General features: G+C 60.4%; 16 protein-coding genes. 8 read left to right on the forward strand and 8 right to left on the reverse strand.

Annotated elements, in window-relative coordinates; translation table 11 throughout:
- Window positions 1–120: 120 nt before the first annotated feature.
- The 3 genes from ROTMU0001_RS05085 to ROTMU0001_RS08970 form a co-directional block, all read right to left on the reverse strand.
- Window positions 121–897: an LppP/LprE family lipoprotein gene (locus tag ROTMU0001_RS05085; protein ID WP_005508470.1), complete on the reverse strand. Its 777-nt coding sequence runs from the start codon at window positions 895–897 to the stop codon at window positions 121–123.
- A gap of 220 nt (window positions 898–1,117) precedes the next feature.
- Complete coding sequence (locus ROTMU0001_RS05090; RefSeq protein ID WP_044142332.1) at window positions 1,118–1,402, reverse strand: hypothetical protein; 285 nt, start codon at window positions 1,400–1,402, stop codon at window positions 1,118–1,120.
- Complete coding sequence (locus ROTMU0001_RS08970; protein ID WP_155115049.1) at window positions 1,399–2,040, reverse strand: hypothetical protein; 642 nt, start codon at window positions 2,038–2,040, stop codon at window positions 1,399–1,401. The genes ROTMU0001_RS05090 and ROTMU0001_RS08970 overlap by 4 nt, the downstream gene beginning before the upstream one ends.
- 132 nt (window positions 2,041–2,172) lie before the next feature.
- On the opposite strand from ROTMU0001_RS08970, the gene tpx reads away from it, so the two are divergent.
- Entirely contained in the window at window positions 2,173–2,673 is a 501-nt protein-coding gene (tpx, locus tag ROTMU0001_RS05100) for a thiol peroxidase (protein ID WP_005508472.1), read from the forward strand.
- 249 nt (window positions 2,674–2,922) lie between these two features.
- On the opposite strand, the gene ROTMU0001_RS05105 is transcribed toward tpx, so the two are convergent.
- The 3 genes from ROTMU0001_RS05105 to ROTMU0001_RS05115 form a co-directional block, all read right to left on the reverse strand.
- Entirely contained in the window at window positions 2,923–3,876 is a 954-nt protein-coding gene (locus tag ROTMU0001_RS05105) for an AzlC family ABC transporter permease (RefSeq protein WP_005508473.1), read from the reverse strand.
- 10 nt (window positions 3,877–3,886) lie between these two features.
- A complete protein-coding gene (locus tag ROTMU0001_RS05110; protein WP_044142340.1) occupies window positions 3,887–4,222 on the reverse strand; it encodes a branched-chain amino acid transporter permease in 336 nt (111 codons plus the stop codon).
- 532 nt (window positions 4,223–4,754) lie between these two features.
- Window positions 4,755–5,561, reverse strand: coding sequence for an AzlC family ABC transporter permease (locus ROTMU0001_RS05115; RefSeq protein ID WP_005508475.1), 807 nt, complete (start codon window positions 5,559–5,561; stop codon window positions 4,755–4,757).
- A gap of 222 nt (window positions 5,562–5,783) precedes the next feature.
- On the opposite strand from ROTMU0001_RS05115, the gene ROTMU0001_RS05120 reads away from it, so the two are divergent.
- Together ROTMU0001_RS05120 and ROTMU0001_RS05125 are read left to right on the forward strand one after the other, a co-directional pair.
- Window positions 5,784–6,311 carry an OsmC family protein gene (locus ROTMU0001_RS05120; protein ID WP_005508476.1) on the forward strand — a complete coding sequence of 176 codons (528 nt, stop codon included), beginning with the start codon at window positions 5,784–5,786 and terminating at the stop codon, window positions 6,309–6,311.
- A gap of 328 nt (window positions 6,312–6,639) precedes the next feature.
- Window positions 6,640–8,133, forward strand: coding sequence for an amino acid permease (locus ROTMU0001_RS05125; protein ID WP_005508477.1), 1,494 nt, complete (start codon window positions 6,640–6,642; stop codon window positions 8,131–8,133).
- A 151-nt stretch (window positions 8,134–8,284) separates the two neighbouring features.
- On the opposite strand, the gene ROTMU0001_RS05130 is transcribed toward ROTMU0001_RS05125, so the two are convergent.
- Window positions 8,285–10,078 carry a hypothetical protein gene (locus ROTMU0001_RS05130; RefSeq protein WP_005508478.1) on the reverse strand — a complete coding sequence of 598 codons (1,794 nt, stop codon included), beginning with the start codon at window positions 10,076–10,078 and terminating at the stop codon, window positions 8,285–8,287.
- 252 nt (window positions 10,079–10,330) lie between these two features.
- On the opposite strand from ROTMU0001_RS05130, the gene ROTMU0001_RS05135 reads away from it, so the two are divergent.
- The 3 genes from ROTMU0001_RS05135 to ROTMU0001_RS05145 all read left to right on the forward strand — a co-directional run bounded on the left by ROTMU0001_RS05135 (window position 10,331) and on the right by ROTMU0001_RS05145 (window position 12,354).
- Complete coding sequence (locus ROTMU0001_RS05135) at window positions 10,331–10,870, forward strand: NUDIX hydrolase (RefSeq protein WP_005508479.1); 540 nt, start codon at window positions 10,331–10,333, stop codon at window positions 10,868–10,870.
- A 149-nt stretch (window positions 10,871–11,019) separates the two neighbouring features.
- Window positions 11,020–11,607 (forward strand): LOG family protein, encoded by a 588-nt coding sequence (locus ROTMU0001_RS05140; protein WP_005508480.1) that lies wholly within the window; start codon window positions 11,020–11,022, stop codon window positions 11,605–11,607.
- 42 nt (window positions 11,608–11,649) lie between these two features.
- Window positions 11,650–12,354, forward strand: a complete 705-nt coding sequence (locus ROTMU0001_RS05145; protein WP_005508481.1) for a pyroglutamyl-peptidase I — start codon at window positions 11,650–11,652, stop codon at window positions 12,352–12,354.
- A gap of 128 nt (window positions 12,355–12,482) precedes the next feature.
- Here ROTMU0001_RS05145 and pgi read toward each other — a convergent pair whose 3' ends face one another.
- A complete protein-coding gene (gene pgi, locus ROTMU0001_RS05150) occupies window positions 12,483–14,159 on the reverse strand; it encodes a glucose-6-phosphate isomerase (RefSeq protein ID WP_005508482.1) in 1,677 nt (558 codons plus the stop codon).
- A 129-nt stretch (window positions 14,160–14,288) separates the two neighbouring features.
- Between pgi and nudC the strand changes: the two genes are divergently transcribed.
- Both nudC and typA read left to right on the forward strand, forming a co-directional pair.
- Complete coding sequence (gene nudC, locus ROTMU0001_RS05155; RefSeq protein ID WP_044142343.1) at window positions 14,289–15,221, forward strand: NAD(+) diphosphatase; 933 nt, start codon at window positions 14,289–14,291, stop codon at window positions 15,219–15,221.
- A 210-nt stretch (window positions 15,222–15,431) separates the two neighbouring features.
- Window positions 15,432–17,345 carry a translational GTPase TypA gene (typA, locus tag ROTMU0001_RS05160; RefSeq protein WP_005505209.1) on the forward strand — a complete coding sequence of 638 codons (1,914 nt, stop codon included), beginning with the start codon at window positions 15,432–15,434 and terminating at the stop codon, window positions 17,343–17,345.
- Window positions 17,346–17,495: the final 150 nt, after the last annotated feature.

The following is a 17,495-nucleotide window of genomic DNA, read 5'->3' on the forward strand; positions in this document are numbered from 1 at the left end:
CTACATATCCTTAAGCAACGGAAAACCCGCCGTCTCACATATGCACCATATGCGAGACGGCGGGTTTCTCGTATGCCCAACCTCCTGGGCATCAAACACGTAGCCTATAAGGTGAATCGGCTATTCGCTCGGCGGAACCTCACCGGTCATCACAACCTTGTTCTGCGAAGAGCTCCAGCTGAACTCAGCAGTTGTGCGGCCGCTCGCGCTGGCGGAGCTCTCATCGCCCTTCACGTAGCGGTAGGTCACGCTAATCGAGCTGTCCGAGGTGCGAGTAATCACCGGGGAGAACGAGTACGGCTCATAGGTTGCGGTACCAATGAACTTGCCGCGGTGGAACAGCAGAATGTGGTGCGCCATCGAGGAGATGCAGCAATCAGACGGGGAAGAACCCGGAATCGCGTCAATCCACGACAGCTCAGCACAGGGGTCGTAACCCTCGTACGTGCGCGAAACGTTCGTCCACTGATCCCACTTGCTCTTATTCTTCAGCTCGCGCAGAGCCTTAGACACCACGGTCGATGCAGAATCAGACGCGCAGGTGGAGTCCTTCTTCGACTCAGACTTAGCTTCAGACTTGGAATCCGACTTCGACTCGGATGCCGTCGGCTCAGCATGAACCGTAATCGTCACCACCGACGGCACTGGAGCAGGCGATGAAGCACTCGGGGTAGCGCTCGCGGATGCACTCGGGCTCGCCGACGGGGTCGGGAACAGTGCCTGAGTGGAGGTCGCGCTCGCGGAAGCAGAAGCGCTACCAGAAGAAGACACCACGGTACCCGAAACAGCAGAATCAGTGCTTGCCGAGCAGGAAGTGACAACAAGAGCTAGAGCGGCGCCCAACGCGGGTAGAGCCAAAGCGGTGCGGCCGGTGAAACGGCGGCGATTAGAAGACATGGATACTCCTGAAGATGCGCGGCAGCGCGCATCGGTGCTGGTCAAGAAGTGAATAGTGAACTCGTCCAGTATAGGGAAAAAGAGGCGGGCACGTGGTGCACGCGGTCAATGCCGTTCGTTACCAGCGCCGTTCGTTACCAGCGCCGTTCGTTACCGTGGCATGGGAGAGCAGCTGCCCTGCGGCAAACCCCCGGCCCAATCACCCAGCACCAAAAACCGGCTAGCAGACCTTATCGTCCGTCAGATAATGCACCAGCCAGGCGCGCCTCGCAGTCGCAATACGCGCCGTAATCCGCGGAAAAACCCACAGACTAATCGCGCCCTGAGCCCACAAAGTCAGCGAAAACAGCAACGGCCGGAACGCAACATCACGCGGATCCACGCCGGGGTTGAGAAGGCGCGCGAGCGCATCCGACAGGAAAATCGACGGGAACATCAGCGACATCAGCACCGTACCCAGCACCCAGCCCGGCCCGAAACAGAGCAGAACCCAGCGGGCACTCATCCGCAGGTTCTTGCGGTGCGCCCAGCGAACTGCCAGCCGCGCAGACGGTACGGATACATCACGCCCAGAATCGAGCCCAGGGACACCACAATAGCCGGCACCACAAAGAACGACAGGGACATCATGAGCGTGGGGGTCAGGTTCTTGTCCTGACTGTGCAGAACCAGCGCCAGCAGGGTGCCAGAAACACCCGTGATCAGACCGATTGCAATAGCCTTCGTATGCACGAACAGGTGCAGGGCATGCGGGTCGCTACTGCGTAGCGCACGCAGCGCATGCTCCTCATCGTGGCCCATCAGGTTCGTTGAGGTGACGTCCGCAACCATCCAGCCGACCATCACCAGCGCAAAACCGGCCGGGCCCTTAAACTCGCTAAACAGCCACGAACGCCAGACGTCCGGGAACAGGTACCAGCAGATTGCCGCCAACAGGGCGTTACACATGAGCGTCTGCGTCTCCACAGGGAAGGGGCGCGTGAACATGCGGCGCAGCTCAGCGCGCACACTCGGACGGTACGTATTCTGCGGATCAACGAGGGCACGACCCTCCACCCGCTGACGGCGCAGGTCCTGACGGAGTGCCCTGAAATTCGTCACGGGGTGCGCCAGCGGCGCAAGGCGGGAAGATACGTGCCTCAAAATACTCACCTGCCCATTGTAGAGGTGCCGCTGAGGCGAAGCGGCACCGCAGAAAATCAGCTATGCGGAAACTCCACCCACTAGAGCCTGTGTCCCCTTGCACACCCGCCGCATCCAAGGGACAATGAAAGCATGGCTGAAGTAACTCTACATAACGAACTCGTAATCCACACCAACGGCGACCTGCCCGCAGTCGGCGCAAAGCTGCCCGAATTTTCGGTTCTCGCGGCTGATCTCTCCGAGATTTCCTCCGCAGATTTCGCAGATAAGAACCTGGTGCTGAACATCTTCCCCTCCGTCGACACCGGTGTCTGCGCAAATAGCGTCCGCACCTTCAACAAGCAGGCTGCAGGCCTGGAGAACACCGTCGTGCTGTGCGTCTCCAACGACCTGCCCTTCGCAATCGGCCGCTTCTGCGCAGCCGAGGGCATTGAGAACGTTGTGACCTCCTCCGCTTTCCGCTCCTCCTTCGGTGAGGACTTCGGCGTGAAGCTCGTGGACGGCCCGCTGGCTGGTCTGCTGGCACGTTCCGTGGTCGTCGTGAACCCCGCTGGTGAGGTTGTCTACACCGAGCTGGTTCCCGAAACCACCAACGAGCCCAACTACGAAGCAGCCCTGGCAGCTATCAAGTAAGCCCTAATAGCTATCAACTAGTAGCTATCAAGTAAGCTTAGTACGGGACCGGACGTAAGCCCGGCACCCGCATAGTACTTCCGTCAGGGACACCTGGCGGTACACAGCACAGCAGATACTGAACGTCTACAGCGCATGATCTAGGGTTCACCCACACATGCGGCTGGCGACAGCATAACGCCCCGCCCACCCGGTATTTCGGGTGGGCGGGGCGCTTTACTATATCCAGACTTAGTGCGCGATTCAGACTTAGTGTGCAGAGGCGTCGGGATTGCCGGGAGCGTCGGTTGCGGCGGGCTCCTCGTCCGCGACCAGCATATGCTCCGGCAGGGTGCCGCGGCGCTTAGCTACCACAAAACGCGACACCAGCAGCAGAATGTACACCACCATCGAAATCAGTAGCATCGATTGCGGCGACACCAACAAACCAACCGCCGCAGACACGCCTGCGATAGCCGCGGTGGTATGGTCTTTTGAACTCTGATATGCATCGATGGCGAGCACTGCAAAGAGTGCCGTCATCACAAAATCCACGCCCTTGAGCTCACTCAAGAAGCTTGCACCTAGTACGTAGCCGAGCGTTGCGCTCGCTAGGACGCTCAAATGCAGGCCCGCGTGAATCCACAGGATGCGGGAGGCACGCAGCTTATGGCGGTCCGGGCCCGTATTCAGTGCATACGCCTCATCAATGAGCGTGTACACGGTGTAGAACTTCGCCAAGCCGCCACGCACCCGCTCAATCGGGTAGGACAGACCGTACATGAGGTGGCGGGAATTAATGAGCAGAGTCATCACGGCGATAGAGAACAGCGAGGCATGATTCGAGATCATGTCGATCAGCACGAACTCTACGGAACCGGCAAAAACCAGGAGCGGCAGCAGGGGCGCCACCCAGAACGGCAGACCGTAACTGTGCACCAGCACGCCCAGACCAATGCCGACAAAGAACAGGCCCAGCATAATCACACCGGCAACGCGCATCGCCTCGGCGAAGCCGCTCTCGCGCGGCTGCTGCGGCCCCTGTGCATCGGGGGAGGCGGGAGCCTCCACCACGGGAATCATGCCGGTTAGCGGAAGCGCAGAAGCAATGACCTGCTCCACCTGCTCGGGAGAAGCCTGATGGGGCGCGGGTTGGCTCGCCTGCTGCGGTGCAGGCTGAGAAGAAGTAGCAGGGGAAGAAATAGAGTTCTTAGAGATGTTCATCGTGACCCTCCTAGAAAACCCAGTTAGCCAGCACAACGCAGGTGACGGTACCCGCAACCATGCTTAGCACCATATTCTTGCGCCACAGGTGCGCCCCCACGGTCACCACCAGGCCCGCCAGGTACGGTGCCGCTGTAGCGAATGAAGAATAATTAATCTTCGCCACAGCATAAATGGCAAGCAGCGCGACCGCGCCGAGCGGAATCCAGTGGCTGAGCGCATCCAAAAGTTCGGAGCCAGCCAGAGCCTTCTTCAGACCGAAGGGAAGCAAACGAAGCAGGAACGTAATACCTGCAGCCACAAGAATTGCGGCAAGAATATAGCCGGTGGTCACTTCACTGTTCATGAAGATTTTCTCTTTCTGCACATACTCAGCGAAAGACCCCGAAAGAGTGCCCCGAAAAGAGCGGAAGAGCCCTGAAAGAGGCGCGCGGGTGAAGCCGTGAAAGCATCCGCGAAAAAGGGTAGGGAGAGCCCAACCGAAGAAGGGGCTGGGGGCTAAGTAGTGCGGTAGGTACGTGAGTTGATGAAAGCCGCGAAACGAAGAGGCGGAGGGTCGTTCCTCCTACACGAGTTTTCTGCGTGGATAGTTGCGCTCGGCAGTAGTTCAGCGCGGACAGTTGCGCGCGGCAGTAGTTCTCGTGTGTGACCTCGGGTGATGCCGCTCCCGGTGCGGTGTTACTCCGGGGCGGCACAGCGTTCTGCGTCGCTAGTTTCCTTAGCGGTGTCTTTCATCTGAGTCATGGTGTACCTTCACCTCTGGGAGCCTCCGCGCAGGTTCGCGCGGGAGGCATCTTAGTAATCCTAGAAATAGAAAGAGTGGAGAGCGAAGCTCCACTCATCTATCCTAACCGGTTTCGAACACGTATGTAACGTTCTTATCGCTGTGTGGAAGCGGGAGCATCAGCGGTATCGGCGCTTTCAGCCTCAGCCGCTACCTCATGCACAGCACGATGCGGCAGAGTACCGCGGCGCCTCGCCACCGGGAAACGCGCCAGCAGCAACACCACATACGAACCCAGAGCCACCACCAGGAACGAGGACGGCACGAAAATCAGCGCAATCGCAGCCGAAACCGCAACAAAGAGCGCCGTCACACGATCCGGGTTAGCGCGGTAGCCGTCCATCGCAAGAACCGTGAAGATAGCCACCATCACGAAATCCACGCCCTTCAGACTGCTGAGGAAGCTTGCGCCCAGCACATACCCGAGGATTACACTCAGAACCCAGGACACGTAAATCAGCACGTTCACCCACAGAATGCGCGCCCCCGAACGCTCATTACGATCGGGACCGGAGTTAACCGCGAACGCCTCATCGCAAAGAGTGTGAATCGCCAGAGCCTTAGCCCAGAAACCCTTCACATTGTGCAGCGGGTAGGAAAGGCCGTACACCAGGTGGCGCGCATTCACCAGGAACACCGTCAACGCAATCGACGCTAGGGACGCTCCACCACTGACCATACCCACCATCAAAAACTCCACCGAACCGGCAAAAACTAGGGCAGATAGCAGTGGCGCAGTCCAGATCGGCAGGCCGTGCGCGTTGAGGATAATACCCAAACCCAAACCCAACACAGCGATACCGAGCATCACCACGGAAGAATCGGCAACAGCCAAGCGGAAATCACTCTGCGTGCTCGTACGCCCAGTGTCGGGACGCCCAGTGCCGGGGGTCTGTGCCATAAAAGAGTTCCTTGTGTATGTTGTGCTCTTCAAAAAATCTACTGTGTGCGTGAGGGACTTCGAAGCTCCGCCGCGGCTTTCCAGTGTATAGGAGCAAGCGGTTGACCGACGAGAAAAAGAGTTCGGGAATAAAATATGAGAAACACGCTTATAGTGAGTGACACTAAACAATGCGGTGCTGAATAACCTAGCGACCGCGCAGACAACCCGAAAGGAACCTCAATGGCCGAGCAGAACAACGCTGAACAGAACAACGCTGAGCAGAACAACACCGTGCAGACTGCTGAAGAGCAGAAGAAGGTGTACTCGCGCCAGCAGGAACGCCGCGAACTCGACAACTACCGCCAGACCAAGATCGAGCGCATCGACCGCCTGCGTTACCGTGCCTACGGTGCCAACGGCGCAACCCTCGACTTCGGTGTGGGTGAGGGCCTGCTGACCCCGGTCGAGCTGCTGCTCGCCGCAATTGCCGGCTGCTCCTCCGTGGACGTGGACGCGGGCACCTCTCGCCGCTCCACCCCCGAGGTGTTCGAGGTGCTCGCCTCGGCGCTGAAGCAGACCGAAGACGGCGCGGTGCGCCTCGACGACATTGAGGTGGACTTTGATGTGCGATTCCCCGAGGATGAGCAGGGCGTCAAGGCGCAGAAGATGGTGGACCGTCTGATTCAGCTCAGTGAGCAGAAGGACTGCACTGTTTCTCGTACCGTGGAGCACCCCACGAACGTTTCGTTCCACAACCTGGCTGACTAAAGCCGGGTGAGCTAAAAGCCTGGCGAAGTAGATAAGCCAGAGGAACCCAGTAAACAGGATTTGAACCCTCCCGTACCGCTTGTAATGAGATGGTATGGGAGGGTTTTTCTGTGTTTTTGTGGTTTTGGGTGGAAAAGAGCCTAAAAAGCGAGTAGGATTGACCCTCAGATTAGGAAAACTTACGGTACGTAAGAAATCCTTATGATTGAAGAATTTCTTGACCCAGGCACAAACCTTCGGCGGCACCACCCGCAGCAAGACTAGACTGGACACCAGACTAGAGCGCTAGCAAACGCACGAAGCAATAGCCTCAGAAAGAAGACCTGACATGGCACAGCCTACAGAGACTTCCGGCGCTGCATCGGAAGCCACCCCCGCAGAGGGTGAACTGAAGCGAGGCCTCTCCGCCCGCCACATGCAGATGATTGCAATCGGCGGCGCAATCGGCACCGGCCTCTTCGTCGCCTCCGGTAAGACCATCTCCACCGCAGGCCCCGGCGGCGCAATCCTCGCCTACGCCCTCATCGGCATCATGGTGCTCTTCCTCATGCAGTCCCTCGGCGAGATGGCTGCGCACCTGCCCGTCCCCGGCGCATTCCAGACCTACGCGGCACGCTACGTGTCCCCGTCCTTCGGCTTCGCCATGGGTTGGAACTACTGGTTCAACTGGGCGATTACCGTCGCCGCCGAGCTCGTCGCCGTCGGCGAGGTGATGAGGTACTGGTTCCCGGACATCCCATCCTGGGTGTGGGCGGCAGGATTCCTCGTGCTGCTGACCGGCATCAACGCCCTCTCGGCACGCTCCTACGGTGAAAGCGAATTCTGGCTCGCCACCATCAAGGTCGTTACGGTGGTCGTCTTCCTCATCGCGGGTATCGCCATGATCTTCGGCATCCTGGGTGGTAGCTCCCCGGGCGTCTCCAACTGGACCGTCGGTGAGGCACCCTTCGTCGGCGGCGCACCCGCCGTACTCGCCATCTTCATGGTGGCAGGCTTCTCCTTCCAGGGCACCGAAATGATTGGTGTGGCTGCCGGCGAATCTGAGAACCCCCGCCGCGACGTGCCCCGCGCACTGACCAGCGTGTTCTGGCGCATCATGCTCTTCTACATCGGTGCGATGGTCGTCATCGGCTTCCTGATTCCTTACTCCGACCCGAACCTGCTCACCGCAGCGGACGGCAACATCAACATCTCCCCGTTCACCCTCATCTTCGAGCGTGCGGGCATTGCCTTCGCGGCAGCCATCATGAACGCCGTGATCCTCTCCGCAGTGCTCTCTGCAGGTAACTCGGGCCTGTACGTTTCGGCTCGTATGCTTTTCGCGCTCGCCCAGGAGGGTAAGGCACCGAAGATGTTCACCCGCATCAACTCCGGCGGCGTGCCCATGAACGCGCTGCTGGCTACCGCAGCTATCGGCGCGGTCGGCTTCATCGCCGCACTGCTCTCGCCCGATGGTGCGTACCTGTGGCTGGTGAACGTGTCCGGTCTGGCTGGCTTCATCACCTGGGTGGGTATCGCCGTGGCTCACTACCGTTTCCGCCGCGCGTACCTGAAGCAGGGCAATAGCCTGAAGGACCTGCCTTACGTGGCGCCGTTCTTCCCCGCGGGCCCGATTATCGCCTTCCTCATGTGCCTGGTCGTTATTGGCGGCCAGAACTACGAGGCGTTCCTGAGCGGCGACTGGGCTGGCGTGCTCAGCTCCTACATTGGTCTGCCCGTGATTATCGCGGTCTGGCTGGTGCACCGCGTGGTCACTCGTGACCGCCTGATTCCGCTGGAGCAGATTGATGTGAGCGGCATCGAGGTTAAGGCTTCGAAGTAACGCGAACGCCAGCTGATAACGCCTGCGTCAGCTGATTGAATGAACTGATACGTGAAGAGCCGCCGGTTCCCCTGATTGAGGGGAGCCGGCGGCTCTTTGCTATGCGCGGTTTACACCGGGCGGGTGGGCTAGACTGTGCGCCCTGCAGCTCTTAGGAATGGCGGCGCGAACGCAGAACGCTCAAGCCAAGACCCGCACAGATCGCGGCAACGCCAATGCCAACAATCACGCCAACACTGGATGCGCCGGTGTTCGCCAGGGTAGCCTTCTTGGGGCTGCTCTCCTTAGCGAGGCTGTCCTTTGCCAGGCCGTCCTTTGACAGGGTGTCCTTAGCCGAGCGGGCGGCGGTCACCGGAGCCTCCTGAGAGGGCTTGCTCTGAGCTGGCTTGCTCTTGGGATGCGCTACGGTTGCGTCCTCCAGCTTGTCAGCGTTGGGGGTCTTATCGGCAACCGGTGCTTCCGGCAGTGCAGGAACCGTCGGCGCGTCGGTCGGGTTCACGCCCACGGTTGCTTCCGGCAGAGCGGGAACCGTGGGTGCGTCGGTCGGGTTCACGCCTACGGTTGCCTCGGGCAGGGGTGCTACGGTCGGTGCGTCAGTGGGGTTCACGCCAATGGTTGCCTCGGGCAGGGGTGCTACGGTCGGTGCGTCAGTGGGGTTCACGCCAATGGTTGCCTCGGGCAGGGGAGCCACGGTGGGAGCATCGGTCGGGTTTACACCCACGGTTGCCTCGGGCAGGGGTGCTACGGTCGGTGCGTCAGTGGGGTTCACGCCGACTGTTGCTTCCGGCAAGGGTGCTACGGTCGGTGCGTCAGTGGGGTTCACGCCGACTGTTGCTTCCGGCAAGGGTGCTACGGTCGGTGCGTCAGTGGGGTTCACACCTACGGTTGCTTCCGGCAGGGGTGCTACGGTGGGTGCGTCGGTGGGGTTTACGCCAATGGTTGCCTCGGGCAGGGGCGCTACGGTGGGTGCGTCGGTCGGGTTCACACCAATGGTTGCCTCAGGCAGGGGCGCTACGGTCGGTGCGTCGGTCGGGTTCACACCGATAGTTGCCTCAGGCAGAGGAGCCACCGTCGGAGCATAGGTCGGAACCGCAGAAACCACGGGCTCCTGCGCGAAAAGCTCAAGAGGCTTCTGAGCATCAAACGAACCGTACTCAGCACCCTCAACTCCGGCAGCCATGGTGCCCGCAATGTACTTGTGAGAGGTATTCAGCGTCGCCGCAACATCCGCCGGGACCTTCACCTCCGTCTCAAAAGCACCGTTGTGAATCTGCGAAGCAGGTACGGTCACCTCAGCCACGAAACGCATACCCTGCTGAGGAAAACGGCCGGGAACCCACACATTCGTATCAGACACCACCACGCGCACACCGTGCGGGGTCGCCTCACCGGTGTAGCCGGTACCGCGCACCTTCAACACAGTCTCACCCTTGGTGTTCAGACGCGGCGAATCCACGTGCAGAACCGGTGCGGCGCTATCCTTCACAACGTCCATGCGCAGAACCTGACCGCCACCGTAACCATCAACGATGATATTAGCGACGAAGCTGTAGTTCTTCGCCGGGTCAATCAGGCTACCGGGAACGTAATGGGTCGCAGTCGCCGTGCCATCCTTGAACGGGCCCTCAACGCGCACCGTCTGAATCGGGTTCAGAAACGGGAAACCCCTATGGTTTGCCTCGTGCAATGCCGGGGCAAAAGCGGTAGTTTTCGCGGGCAGTTTCGACGCCTTGAACGTAATCTTGTTCAGACGCAGGGCAGTCTTCAGCTGACGGGTATTGGTCTCAACCTTGTAGTTGTAGACCGTAATAACCGGCGGGTTATCCGGATTCGGGGTATTAGCCGCTGCAACAGAAGGCAGAGCGCCCAGGCTCAAGGATGCGGCAAGAAGAACAGAAGCGCCGGCGCTACCGTAGCGGCGGGCGTGGGAAGAGTTAGCCATCATGAACTTCCTTCTACATGGGTGATTGAGTGATCCGCACTCTTCCTGTATCGCGCCAAGTCGAGTGCGTATACGGTACCGCGACATCGCGGTTAATTACACCGTAACACGCACCTAAACGCATGAACCGGATATAAGATAACTCGCCGAAATATTACGTAAAACCAATGCCTACAGGACGCACAAATAGGGGGGATGAATAAGACAAACACACACAGCGTCGGCTGGAGGATACGGAAATGCTAGGGTAGAAAGATGCCCACGCAGAAGAACCCACAGAACCGAGTAGAAGCAGCCCCGCCCGCCGAACCCAACGCTACTGAGTACAGCGCTACTGAGCACAGCGCCATCGACAGCACGCACCGCGTCGTGAACGTGTGTGCTGTAGCAATCCGCAACCGGGACGGGCTCGTACTCACCGTGCGCAAACAAGGAAGCGACGGGTTCATGATGCCCGGCGGCAAACCCGAACCGGGGGAGACCCCGCTACAGACCGCCTGCCGCGAAGTGAACGAAGAAATCGGGCTCACCCCCGACCCCACCCGGATGCACCATCGCGGACTCCTGGAAGCGGCGGCACTGAACGAGGCAGGCTTTACGGTACGCGCCGAAACCTACGAATACGCACCCACCGACGAACAACACGAGCTATTGGCTTCTCTGGTGCCGCAGGCAGAAATCGCTGAGCTGCGCTGGGTCAACCCCGCCATGAGCAGCCCCTTCGATTCTGCATCGCAGGCACCGCTGAATACCGAGCAGATTTTCCCGCTGCTGGCACGCACCCCGCTACCGTAACCACCACCCCTGACGCGCCCCTGAACCGGCTGGCGGCACACATGAGGTACACAGGTGCATCCGGTACCCTCAACACAGCAACATCTATCGCGGGTAGAACGCATAGAGGCGCTCCACCCCGGAAACCCCCATACACCCCAAGGAGAACCATGAAGAAGACTGACTACAACCTCGCCGTCTACTGCGGGGCACGCTCCGGCAATGACCCGCTCTTCACCACCCGCGCCCAGGAGCTCGGCACCCTCTGCGCCCAGAACAATATTGGCGTGGTGTACGGTGGTGGCCGCACCGGCCTCATGGGCACCGTTGCGGGCGCAACCTTGGACGCCGGCGGCGTGGTTTACGGCGTGGTGACCCACAAGCTGGTTGGCCTGGAGGGCGTGTACCCCGGCCAGACCACCCTCGACATTGTGGACACCATGCACCAGCGCAAAATCGCCATGATCGACAAGGCTGACGCGTTCGTCGCCATGCCCGGCGGCCCCGGCACCCTCGAAGAGTTCTTTGAAGTTTTCAGCTGGCAGTTCCTCGATATTCACTCCAAGCCGGTCGCCCTGTTGAACGTCAACGGCTACTGGGACAAGCTCATCGACGCCATGCACTACATGGCGTCCACCGGCCTGCTCAACGAACGCTACCTGGACGAGCTCATCATCGTCACCACCCCCGAAGAGCTGCTGGAGGCGCTTGCCAAGGACCTGGAGCGCCGCGCCGCCGAAAAGAACACTGCTGAATAAAACCAACACTGCATAAAACTAACGCAGAAAACGAGATCGACTATGGCAACCACCCCCAACCAGGCACGCACCCTGCTGCTGACCTTCTTCGGCCCGTTTCCCGGCGTGCCCGTGAACCCCACCGTGGCGCTCGCCGAAGGCGCTCAGCGTCTGCTGACCCGGATGCGCCCGGATTTGAACGTCATCACCCGGGAGCTGCCCGTCAGCTACGACGGTTCCAGCACCGCCCTGCGCGCTGCCCTGCAGGATGTGCAGCCCGACGCGCTCATCAGCCTGGGCGTGGCGGTTGGCCGCGACGTGGTCAGCCTCGAACAGGTCGCTATCAACCTGGACTCCGCCGGTATTGAAGATAACGACGGCGACCAGCGCTGCGATGAGCCGATCGCTCCGGGCGGTCAGGAGGCGTACTTCTCCTCCCTGCCGGTGCGCGCCAGCTTTGAGCGTCTGCGTGCGGCGGGGGAGCCGGTCGAGATTTCGTACACCGCCGGAACCTACGTGTGCAACCACGTGTTCTACGAGGGCCAGCGCATCAGCCGTGAACTGGGGCTGAGCATCCCCGCCGGGTTCGTGCACGTGCCCGCAACCCATGCTGACGGTGAAGAAACCACCGAAGACACCGGCATGACTGCTCACCGTGACGCCGGTGGCGTGGTGCGTGACGAGCAGGGCATCCCGCAGCTGCCCGAATCCACCGTGGTGCGCATTATCGCTGAGGTCGCCTCCGACACCCTGCCCGCAGTGAACTAGTAGCACGGTATAGAGCTAAAACCCGCATAGCAAAACCGCCGGATAGCCTCCCTAACTGGGAGCCTATCCGGCGGTTTGTGCATCCTATACCCGCAGGCCATAAAACCCTCGGGGCTATGTTTGAGCTACTACTTGGTGCGGTTCTTCAGGTAGTAGTCAATCAGCGAAGCGGTCGAAGAATCCTGACGAGCCAGAACCTCGCGGTCACCCTCAATAGCGGGAACCAGGTCCAGCGCCAGCTTCTTACCGAGCTCAACGCCCCACTGGTCGAAGGAGTCAATACCCCAAACAACACCCTGAACGAAGGTGATGTGCTCGTACAGGGCAATCAGGGAGCCCAGAACGCGCGGGGTCAGGCGCGGCGCCATGATGGAGGTGGAGGGGCGGTTGCCGCTGAAGATACGTGCGTTGACCACGTGCTCTGCGGTGCCCTCTGCACGAACCTCTTCCTCGGTCTTGCCGAAGGCGAGAGCCTGAGACTGCGCGAAGAAGTTAGCCAGGAACAGCTCGTGAACATCCTGCTCGCCGTCCTTGGTCGGGTGGACCGGGTTAGCGAATGCCAGGAAGTCCGCGGGAATCAGGCGGGTACCCTGGTGGATCAGCTGGTAGAAAGCGTGCTGGCCGTTGGTGCCGGGCTCGCCCCAGAACACTTCACCGGTTGCGTAGTTGACGAAGGAGCCGTCCGCGCGAACGGACTTGCCGTTGGACTCCATGGTCAGCTGCTGCAGGTATGCGGGGAAGCGGTGCAGGTACTGGTCGTAGGGCAGAACCGCGTGGGTTTCAGCACCCAGGAAGTTTACGTTCCAGATGTTCAGCAGACCCATGAGAACGGGTACGTTCTGAGCCAGGGGAGCGGTGCGGAAGTGCTCATCCATTGCGTGGAAGCCAGCGAGGAAGTCAGCGAAAACCTTCGGGCCGAAAACGATAGCCAGGGAGGTACCGATTGCGGAGTCTACAGAGTAGCGGCCGCCAACCCAGTCCCAGAAGCCGAAAGCGTTCTCGGGGTCAATGCCGAATGCTGCGACCTTATCCAGTGCGGTGGAGACAGCCACGAAGTGCTTAGCCACAGCCTCGGATGCTTCCTTACCTTCCAGAGCGCCAGCCTCAGCCAGTGCGGACAGCAGCCACTCGCGTGCCACGCGCGCGTTGGTCAGGGTTTCGAGGGTACCGAAAGTCTTGGACGCGACGATGAACAGGGTGGTCTCGGGGTCCAGGCCGGAGACCTTCTCAGCCACGTCGGTCGGGTCAATGTTGGAGATGAAGCGTGCGGTGATGCCTGCATCAGCGTAGGGCTTGAGAGCCTCGTACACCATGACCGGGCCCAGGTCGGAGCCACCGATACCGATGTTCACAACGGTCTCGATGCGCTTGCCGGTGATGCCGGTCCACTCGCCGTTGCGCACGCGCTCAGCGAATGCGTAGATCTTCTTCAGCACGGCGTGAACGTCTGCGTCTACGTCCTGGCCGTCAACGGTCAGTGCCGGGGTATAACCCTCGGGGCGGCGCAGCGCGGTGTGCAGTACGGCGCGGTCCTCGGTGACGTTAATGTGCTCGCCAGAGAACATTGCCTCGCGAGCCTGCTCCAGCTTGACCTCTTCAGCGAGCTTGACCAGCAGCTCAAGGGTTTCGGAGGTAATCAGGTTCTTGGACAGGTCGACGTGCAGTTCGTCGGCGGTGAAGCTGAGCTTCTGCGCGCGTTCCGGGTCAGCGGCAAACCATTCGCGCAGGTTCGGAGTGAGGGACTTGTGATGAGCGGACAGAGCGGACCACGCGGAGGTGGTCGTAGGGTCAATAGAAGTAGTCATGTTTCCATTCTCTTATTTTCGGGTGTCTATGTCACCTCTTTCGAGAGTGATATGGGACGATACGGCGAAAAAATCGAAACCTGGCACACTATTGTGGGCCTTGCAACATCAAGATGTAGAGTAAAACCTATGACTTCTTCACCTGAACACACGCCCGCTGACACTCACACACCGCGCTACTTGCTCGTCTCCCGCGAAGGGGAAACCCTGCTCAGCGATGACGGAACCCTGCACTACCTGACCGGTATCGGTACTGCCGAGCCGCTGACCGAAGACGCTATCCTTGCGCGCAGCGTGATTCGCCCCGCCGCCTACGGTGCTGACGCCCAGAAGAATAGTGAGGCAGAGGTGCACGTGCTCTACTGTGAGGATGAAACCCTCGTGCAGGTCGCCGCCGACCTGAACAACCCTCGGGTGCGCGCCTCCACCAGTGGTTTCCGCTACTACCCGGTGCACGAGGACCCGGAAGGCCGCGCCCACTACGCCACCGCCCTGGCACGCCGCGACTACCTCATCGACATGCGCTACTCCGCCTACAGTGGCGAGGAGGCGCCCCTCGGCTCCAAGGGAATCCGCCGCACCGCCTCCGGCGAGATGGTGTTCCCCCGTATCGAACCCGCCGTGATGGCGCTGGTGACCAGCCGCGATGGCGAGCGCGTGCTGCTGGCGAATAACCGCCAGTGGCACCCCAACCGCTTCGCCCTCATCGCGGGTTTCGTTGACCCCGGCGAGAACCTTGAAGAGGCGATTGCCCGCGAAGTCTACGAAGAGACCGGCCTGCACACGCTCAGCACCGAGTACCGTATGAGTGACGTGTGGCCTTTCCCGCGCTCGCTCATGATTTGCTACCGGGCGCGTGTGGATGAGAACGAACCCATCATCCATCACGACGGTGAGATTCGTGCCGCACGCTGGTTTACCGCCGCTGAGCTGCGTGAGGCGATTGCTATTTCAGAGGAGCGCGGTAACAGCGACGAGGACGACCCCGCCAAGCTGGAGTTGCCCGGCACGAACGCTGTTGCCCGCCGCATGATTGATGAGTGGCTCGCAGAAAAGCCCTAGTGATACACTGGTAGCTAAGCCCAACGGAGGGGGGTCCGTTTTGGCGTGCCCGGAAACGTTCTCATCGCAGAGCGGGCCCACTGGCATACACTCAAACCGGCAAACACCCCCAGATAACCTATCTAAGGTACTGCCCCGTGACCCCCCGCGCCTTCTAGAGCGCACCCGCTGGCAAGACTATCCCCTAGATTTAAGCGAGAAACTTAACGCATGTCTGAAAACACCGCTTCGCGCCCCGACCTTCGCAATGTGGCCATCGTGGCACACGTTGACCACGGCAAGACCACCATCGTCGACGCGATGCTGCAGCAGACCCACGCCTTCTCTGCCCACGCAGATGTTGAAGACCGAGTCATGGACTCCGGCGACCTCGAAAAGGAAAAGGGCATCACCATTCTGGCGAAGAACACCACCGTGTTCTACAACGGCCCTTCCGCCAACGGTGAGACCATCACCATTAACGTTATTGACACCCCCGGCCACGCAGACTTCGGTGGCGAGGTGGAGCGCGGCCTGTCCATGGTTGACGGCGTTGTGCTGCTCGTGGACGCATCCGAAGGTCCGCTGCCCCAGACCCGCTTCGTGCTGCGTAAGGCACTGGCTGCTAAGCTGCCCGTGATCCTCGTGGTGAACAAGGTTGACCGCCCCGACTCCCGTATCGACGAGGTTGTTGGCGAGTCCATGGACCTGCTGCTCGGCCTGGCATCTGACCTGGCGGACGAAGTTCCGGACCTGGACCTGGACGCTGTGCTGAACGTTCCGGTGGTGTACGCATCCGGTAAGGCTGGCGCTGCATCCCTGAACCAGCCCGCAGACGGCCAGCTGCCCGACAACGACGACCTTGAGCCGCTGTTCAAGACCATCATCGAGCACGTGCCCGCCCCCACCTACGACCCCAACGAGGTTCTGCAGGCACACGTGACCAACCTGGACTCCTCCCCGTTCCTGGGTCGTCTGGCACTGGTCCGTATCTTCAACGGCACCCTGAAGAAGGGCCAGACCGTTGCGTGGGCACGTCACGACGGTGAAATCAAGAACGTCCGCATCTCTGAGCTACTGGCTACCAAGGCTCTTGAGCGTGTTCCCGCAGAGTCCGCTGGCCCCGGCGAGATCGTCGCAGTGGCTGGTATCGAGGACATCACCATTGGTGAAACCCTCACCGACGCTGAGAACCCCAAGCCCCTGCCGCTGATCAAGGTGGATGATCCTGCGATCTCTATGACCATCGGTATTAACACCTCCCCGCTGGCTGGCCGTGTCAAGGGCGCAAAGGTCACCGCACGTCAGGTGAAGGACCGCCTGGACCGCGAGCTGATCGGTAACGTGTCCATCAAGGTTCTGCCCACCCAGCGTCCGGATGCGTGGGAAGTTCAGGGCCGTGGCGAGCTCGCCCTGGCTATCCTCGTGGAGCAGATGCGCCGCGAAGGCTTCGAGCTGACCGTGGGTAAGCCCCAGGTGGTTACCAAGACCATCGACGGCAAGGTCTACGAGCCCATGGAGCACATGATCATTGACGTGCCCGAGGAGTACCTGGGTGCTGTCACCCAGCTGATGGCTGCACGTAAGGGCCGCATGGAGAACATGGCGAACCACGGTACCGGTTGGGTCCGTATGGAGTTCGCTGTTCCCGCACGTGGTCTGATTGGTTTCCGTACCCAGTTCCTGACTGAGACTCGCGGTGCCGGTATTTCTTCCTCCTACTCGATTGAGCACGAGCCTTGGGCTGGCGAGATTGAGTACCGCACCAACGGTTCGCTGATTGCTGACCGTGCCGGCGTGGTGACCCCCTACGCAATGATTAACCTGCAGGAGCGCGGCACCTTCTTCGTGGAGCCCACCTCCGAGGTGTACGAGGGCATGATCGTTGGTATGAACTCCCGTGCAGACGACATGGAAGTTAACATCACCAAGGAAAAGAAGCTGACCAACATGCGTTCTTCGACCGCGGACAACTTCGAAAACCTGACCCCGCCGAAGAAGCTGACCCTGGAAGAGTGCCTGGAATTCGCTCGCGAAGACGAGTGCGTTGAGGTGACCCCCGAGGCGATTCGTATCCGTAAGGTCATCCTGGACTCCAACGAGCGTGTCCGCGAGTTCCGCCGCCGCGCCCGTGCCAACGACTAATACTGCGCGAACTAATAGCGCGTTAGCGACTCACCTGCTGTAGCGGGTGCTGTCGTTGCGTAAGAACCGCCGCTGCCTTCTGAAGAGGAGGTAGCGGCGGTTCTGTTTAACCGCCCCGATTCGTTCGGGAAATATTGTCGGGGCGACGGG

This window comes from Rothia mucilaginosa ATCC 25296 (assembly GCF_000175615.1).
In the GTDB taxonomy this organism is placed as follows: domain Bacteria; phylum Actinomycetota; class Actinomycetes; order Actinomycetales; family Micrococcaceae; genus Rothia; species Rothia mucilaginosa.

Excerpts from the sequence above, each read along its gene's own strand:
- nudC (WP_044142343.1), top strand. The coding sequence starts at position 14,289 with ATGACTTCTTCACCTGAACACACGCCCGCTGACACTCACACACCGCGC.
- ROTMU0001_RS05130 (WP_005508478.1), bottom strand. The coding sequence starts at position 10,078 with ATGATGGCTAACTCTTCCCACGCCCGCCGCTACGGTAGCGCCGGCGCT.
- ROTMU0001_RS05105 (WP_005508473.1), bottom strand. The coding sequence starts at position 3,876 with ATGAACATCTCTAAGAACTCTATTTCTTCCCCTGCTACTTCTTCTCAG.
- ROTMU0001_RS05085 (WP_005508470.1), bottom strand. The coding sequence starts at position 897 with ATGTCTTCTAATCGCCGCCGTTTCACCGGCCGCACCGCTTTGGCTCTA.
- ROTMU0001_RS05125 (WP_005508477.1), top strand. The coding sequence starts at position 6,640 with ATGGCACAGCCTACAGAGACTTCCGGCGCTGCATCGGAAGCCACCCCC.
- ROTMU0001_RS05120 (WP_005508476.1), top strand. The coding sequence starts at position 5,784 with ATGGCCGAGCAGAACAACGCTGAACAGAACAACGCTGAGCAGAACAAC.
- ROTMU0001_RS05135 (WP_005508479.1), top strand. The coding sequence starts at position 10,331 with ATGCCCACGCAGAAGAACCCACAGAACCGAGTAGAAGCAGCCCCGCCC.
- ROTMU0001_RS05115 (WP_005508475.1), bottom strand. The coding sequence starts at position 5,561 with ATGGCACAGACCCCCGGCACTGGGCGTCCCGACACTGGGCGTACGAGC.
- tpx (WP_005508472.1), top strand. The coding sequence starts at position 2,173 with ATGGCTGAAGTAACTCTACATAACGAACTCGTAATCCACACCAACGGC.
- ROTMU0001_RS05140 (WP_005508480.1), top strand. The coding sequence starts at position 11,020 with ATGAAGAAGACTGACTACAACCTCGCCGTCTACTGCGGGGCACGCTCC.
- ROTMU0001_RS05110 (WP_044142340.1), bottom strand. The coding sequence starts at position 4,222 with ATGAACAGTGAAGTGACCACCGGCTATATTCTTGCCGCAATTCTTGTG.
- pgi (WP_005508482.1), bottom strand. The coding sequence starts at position 14,159 with ATGACTACTTCTATTGACCCTACGACCACCTCCGCGTGGTCCGCTCTG.
- typA (WP_005505209.1), top strand. The coding sequence starts at position 15,432 with ATGTCTGAAAACACCGCTTCGCGCCCCGACCTTCGCAATGTGGCCATC.
- ROTMU0001_RS05145 (WP_005508481.1), top strand. The coding sequence starts at position 11,650 with ATGGCAACCACCCCCAACCAGGCACGCACCCTGCTGCTGACCTTCTTC.
- ROTMU0001_RS05090 (WP_044142332.1), bottom strand. The coding sequence starts at position 1,402 with ATGAGTGCCCGCTGGGTTCTGCTCTGTTTCGGGCCGGGCTGGGTGCTG.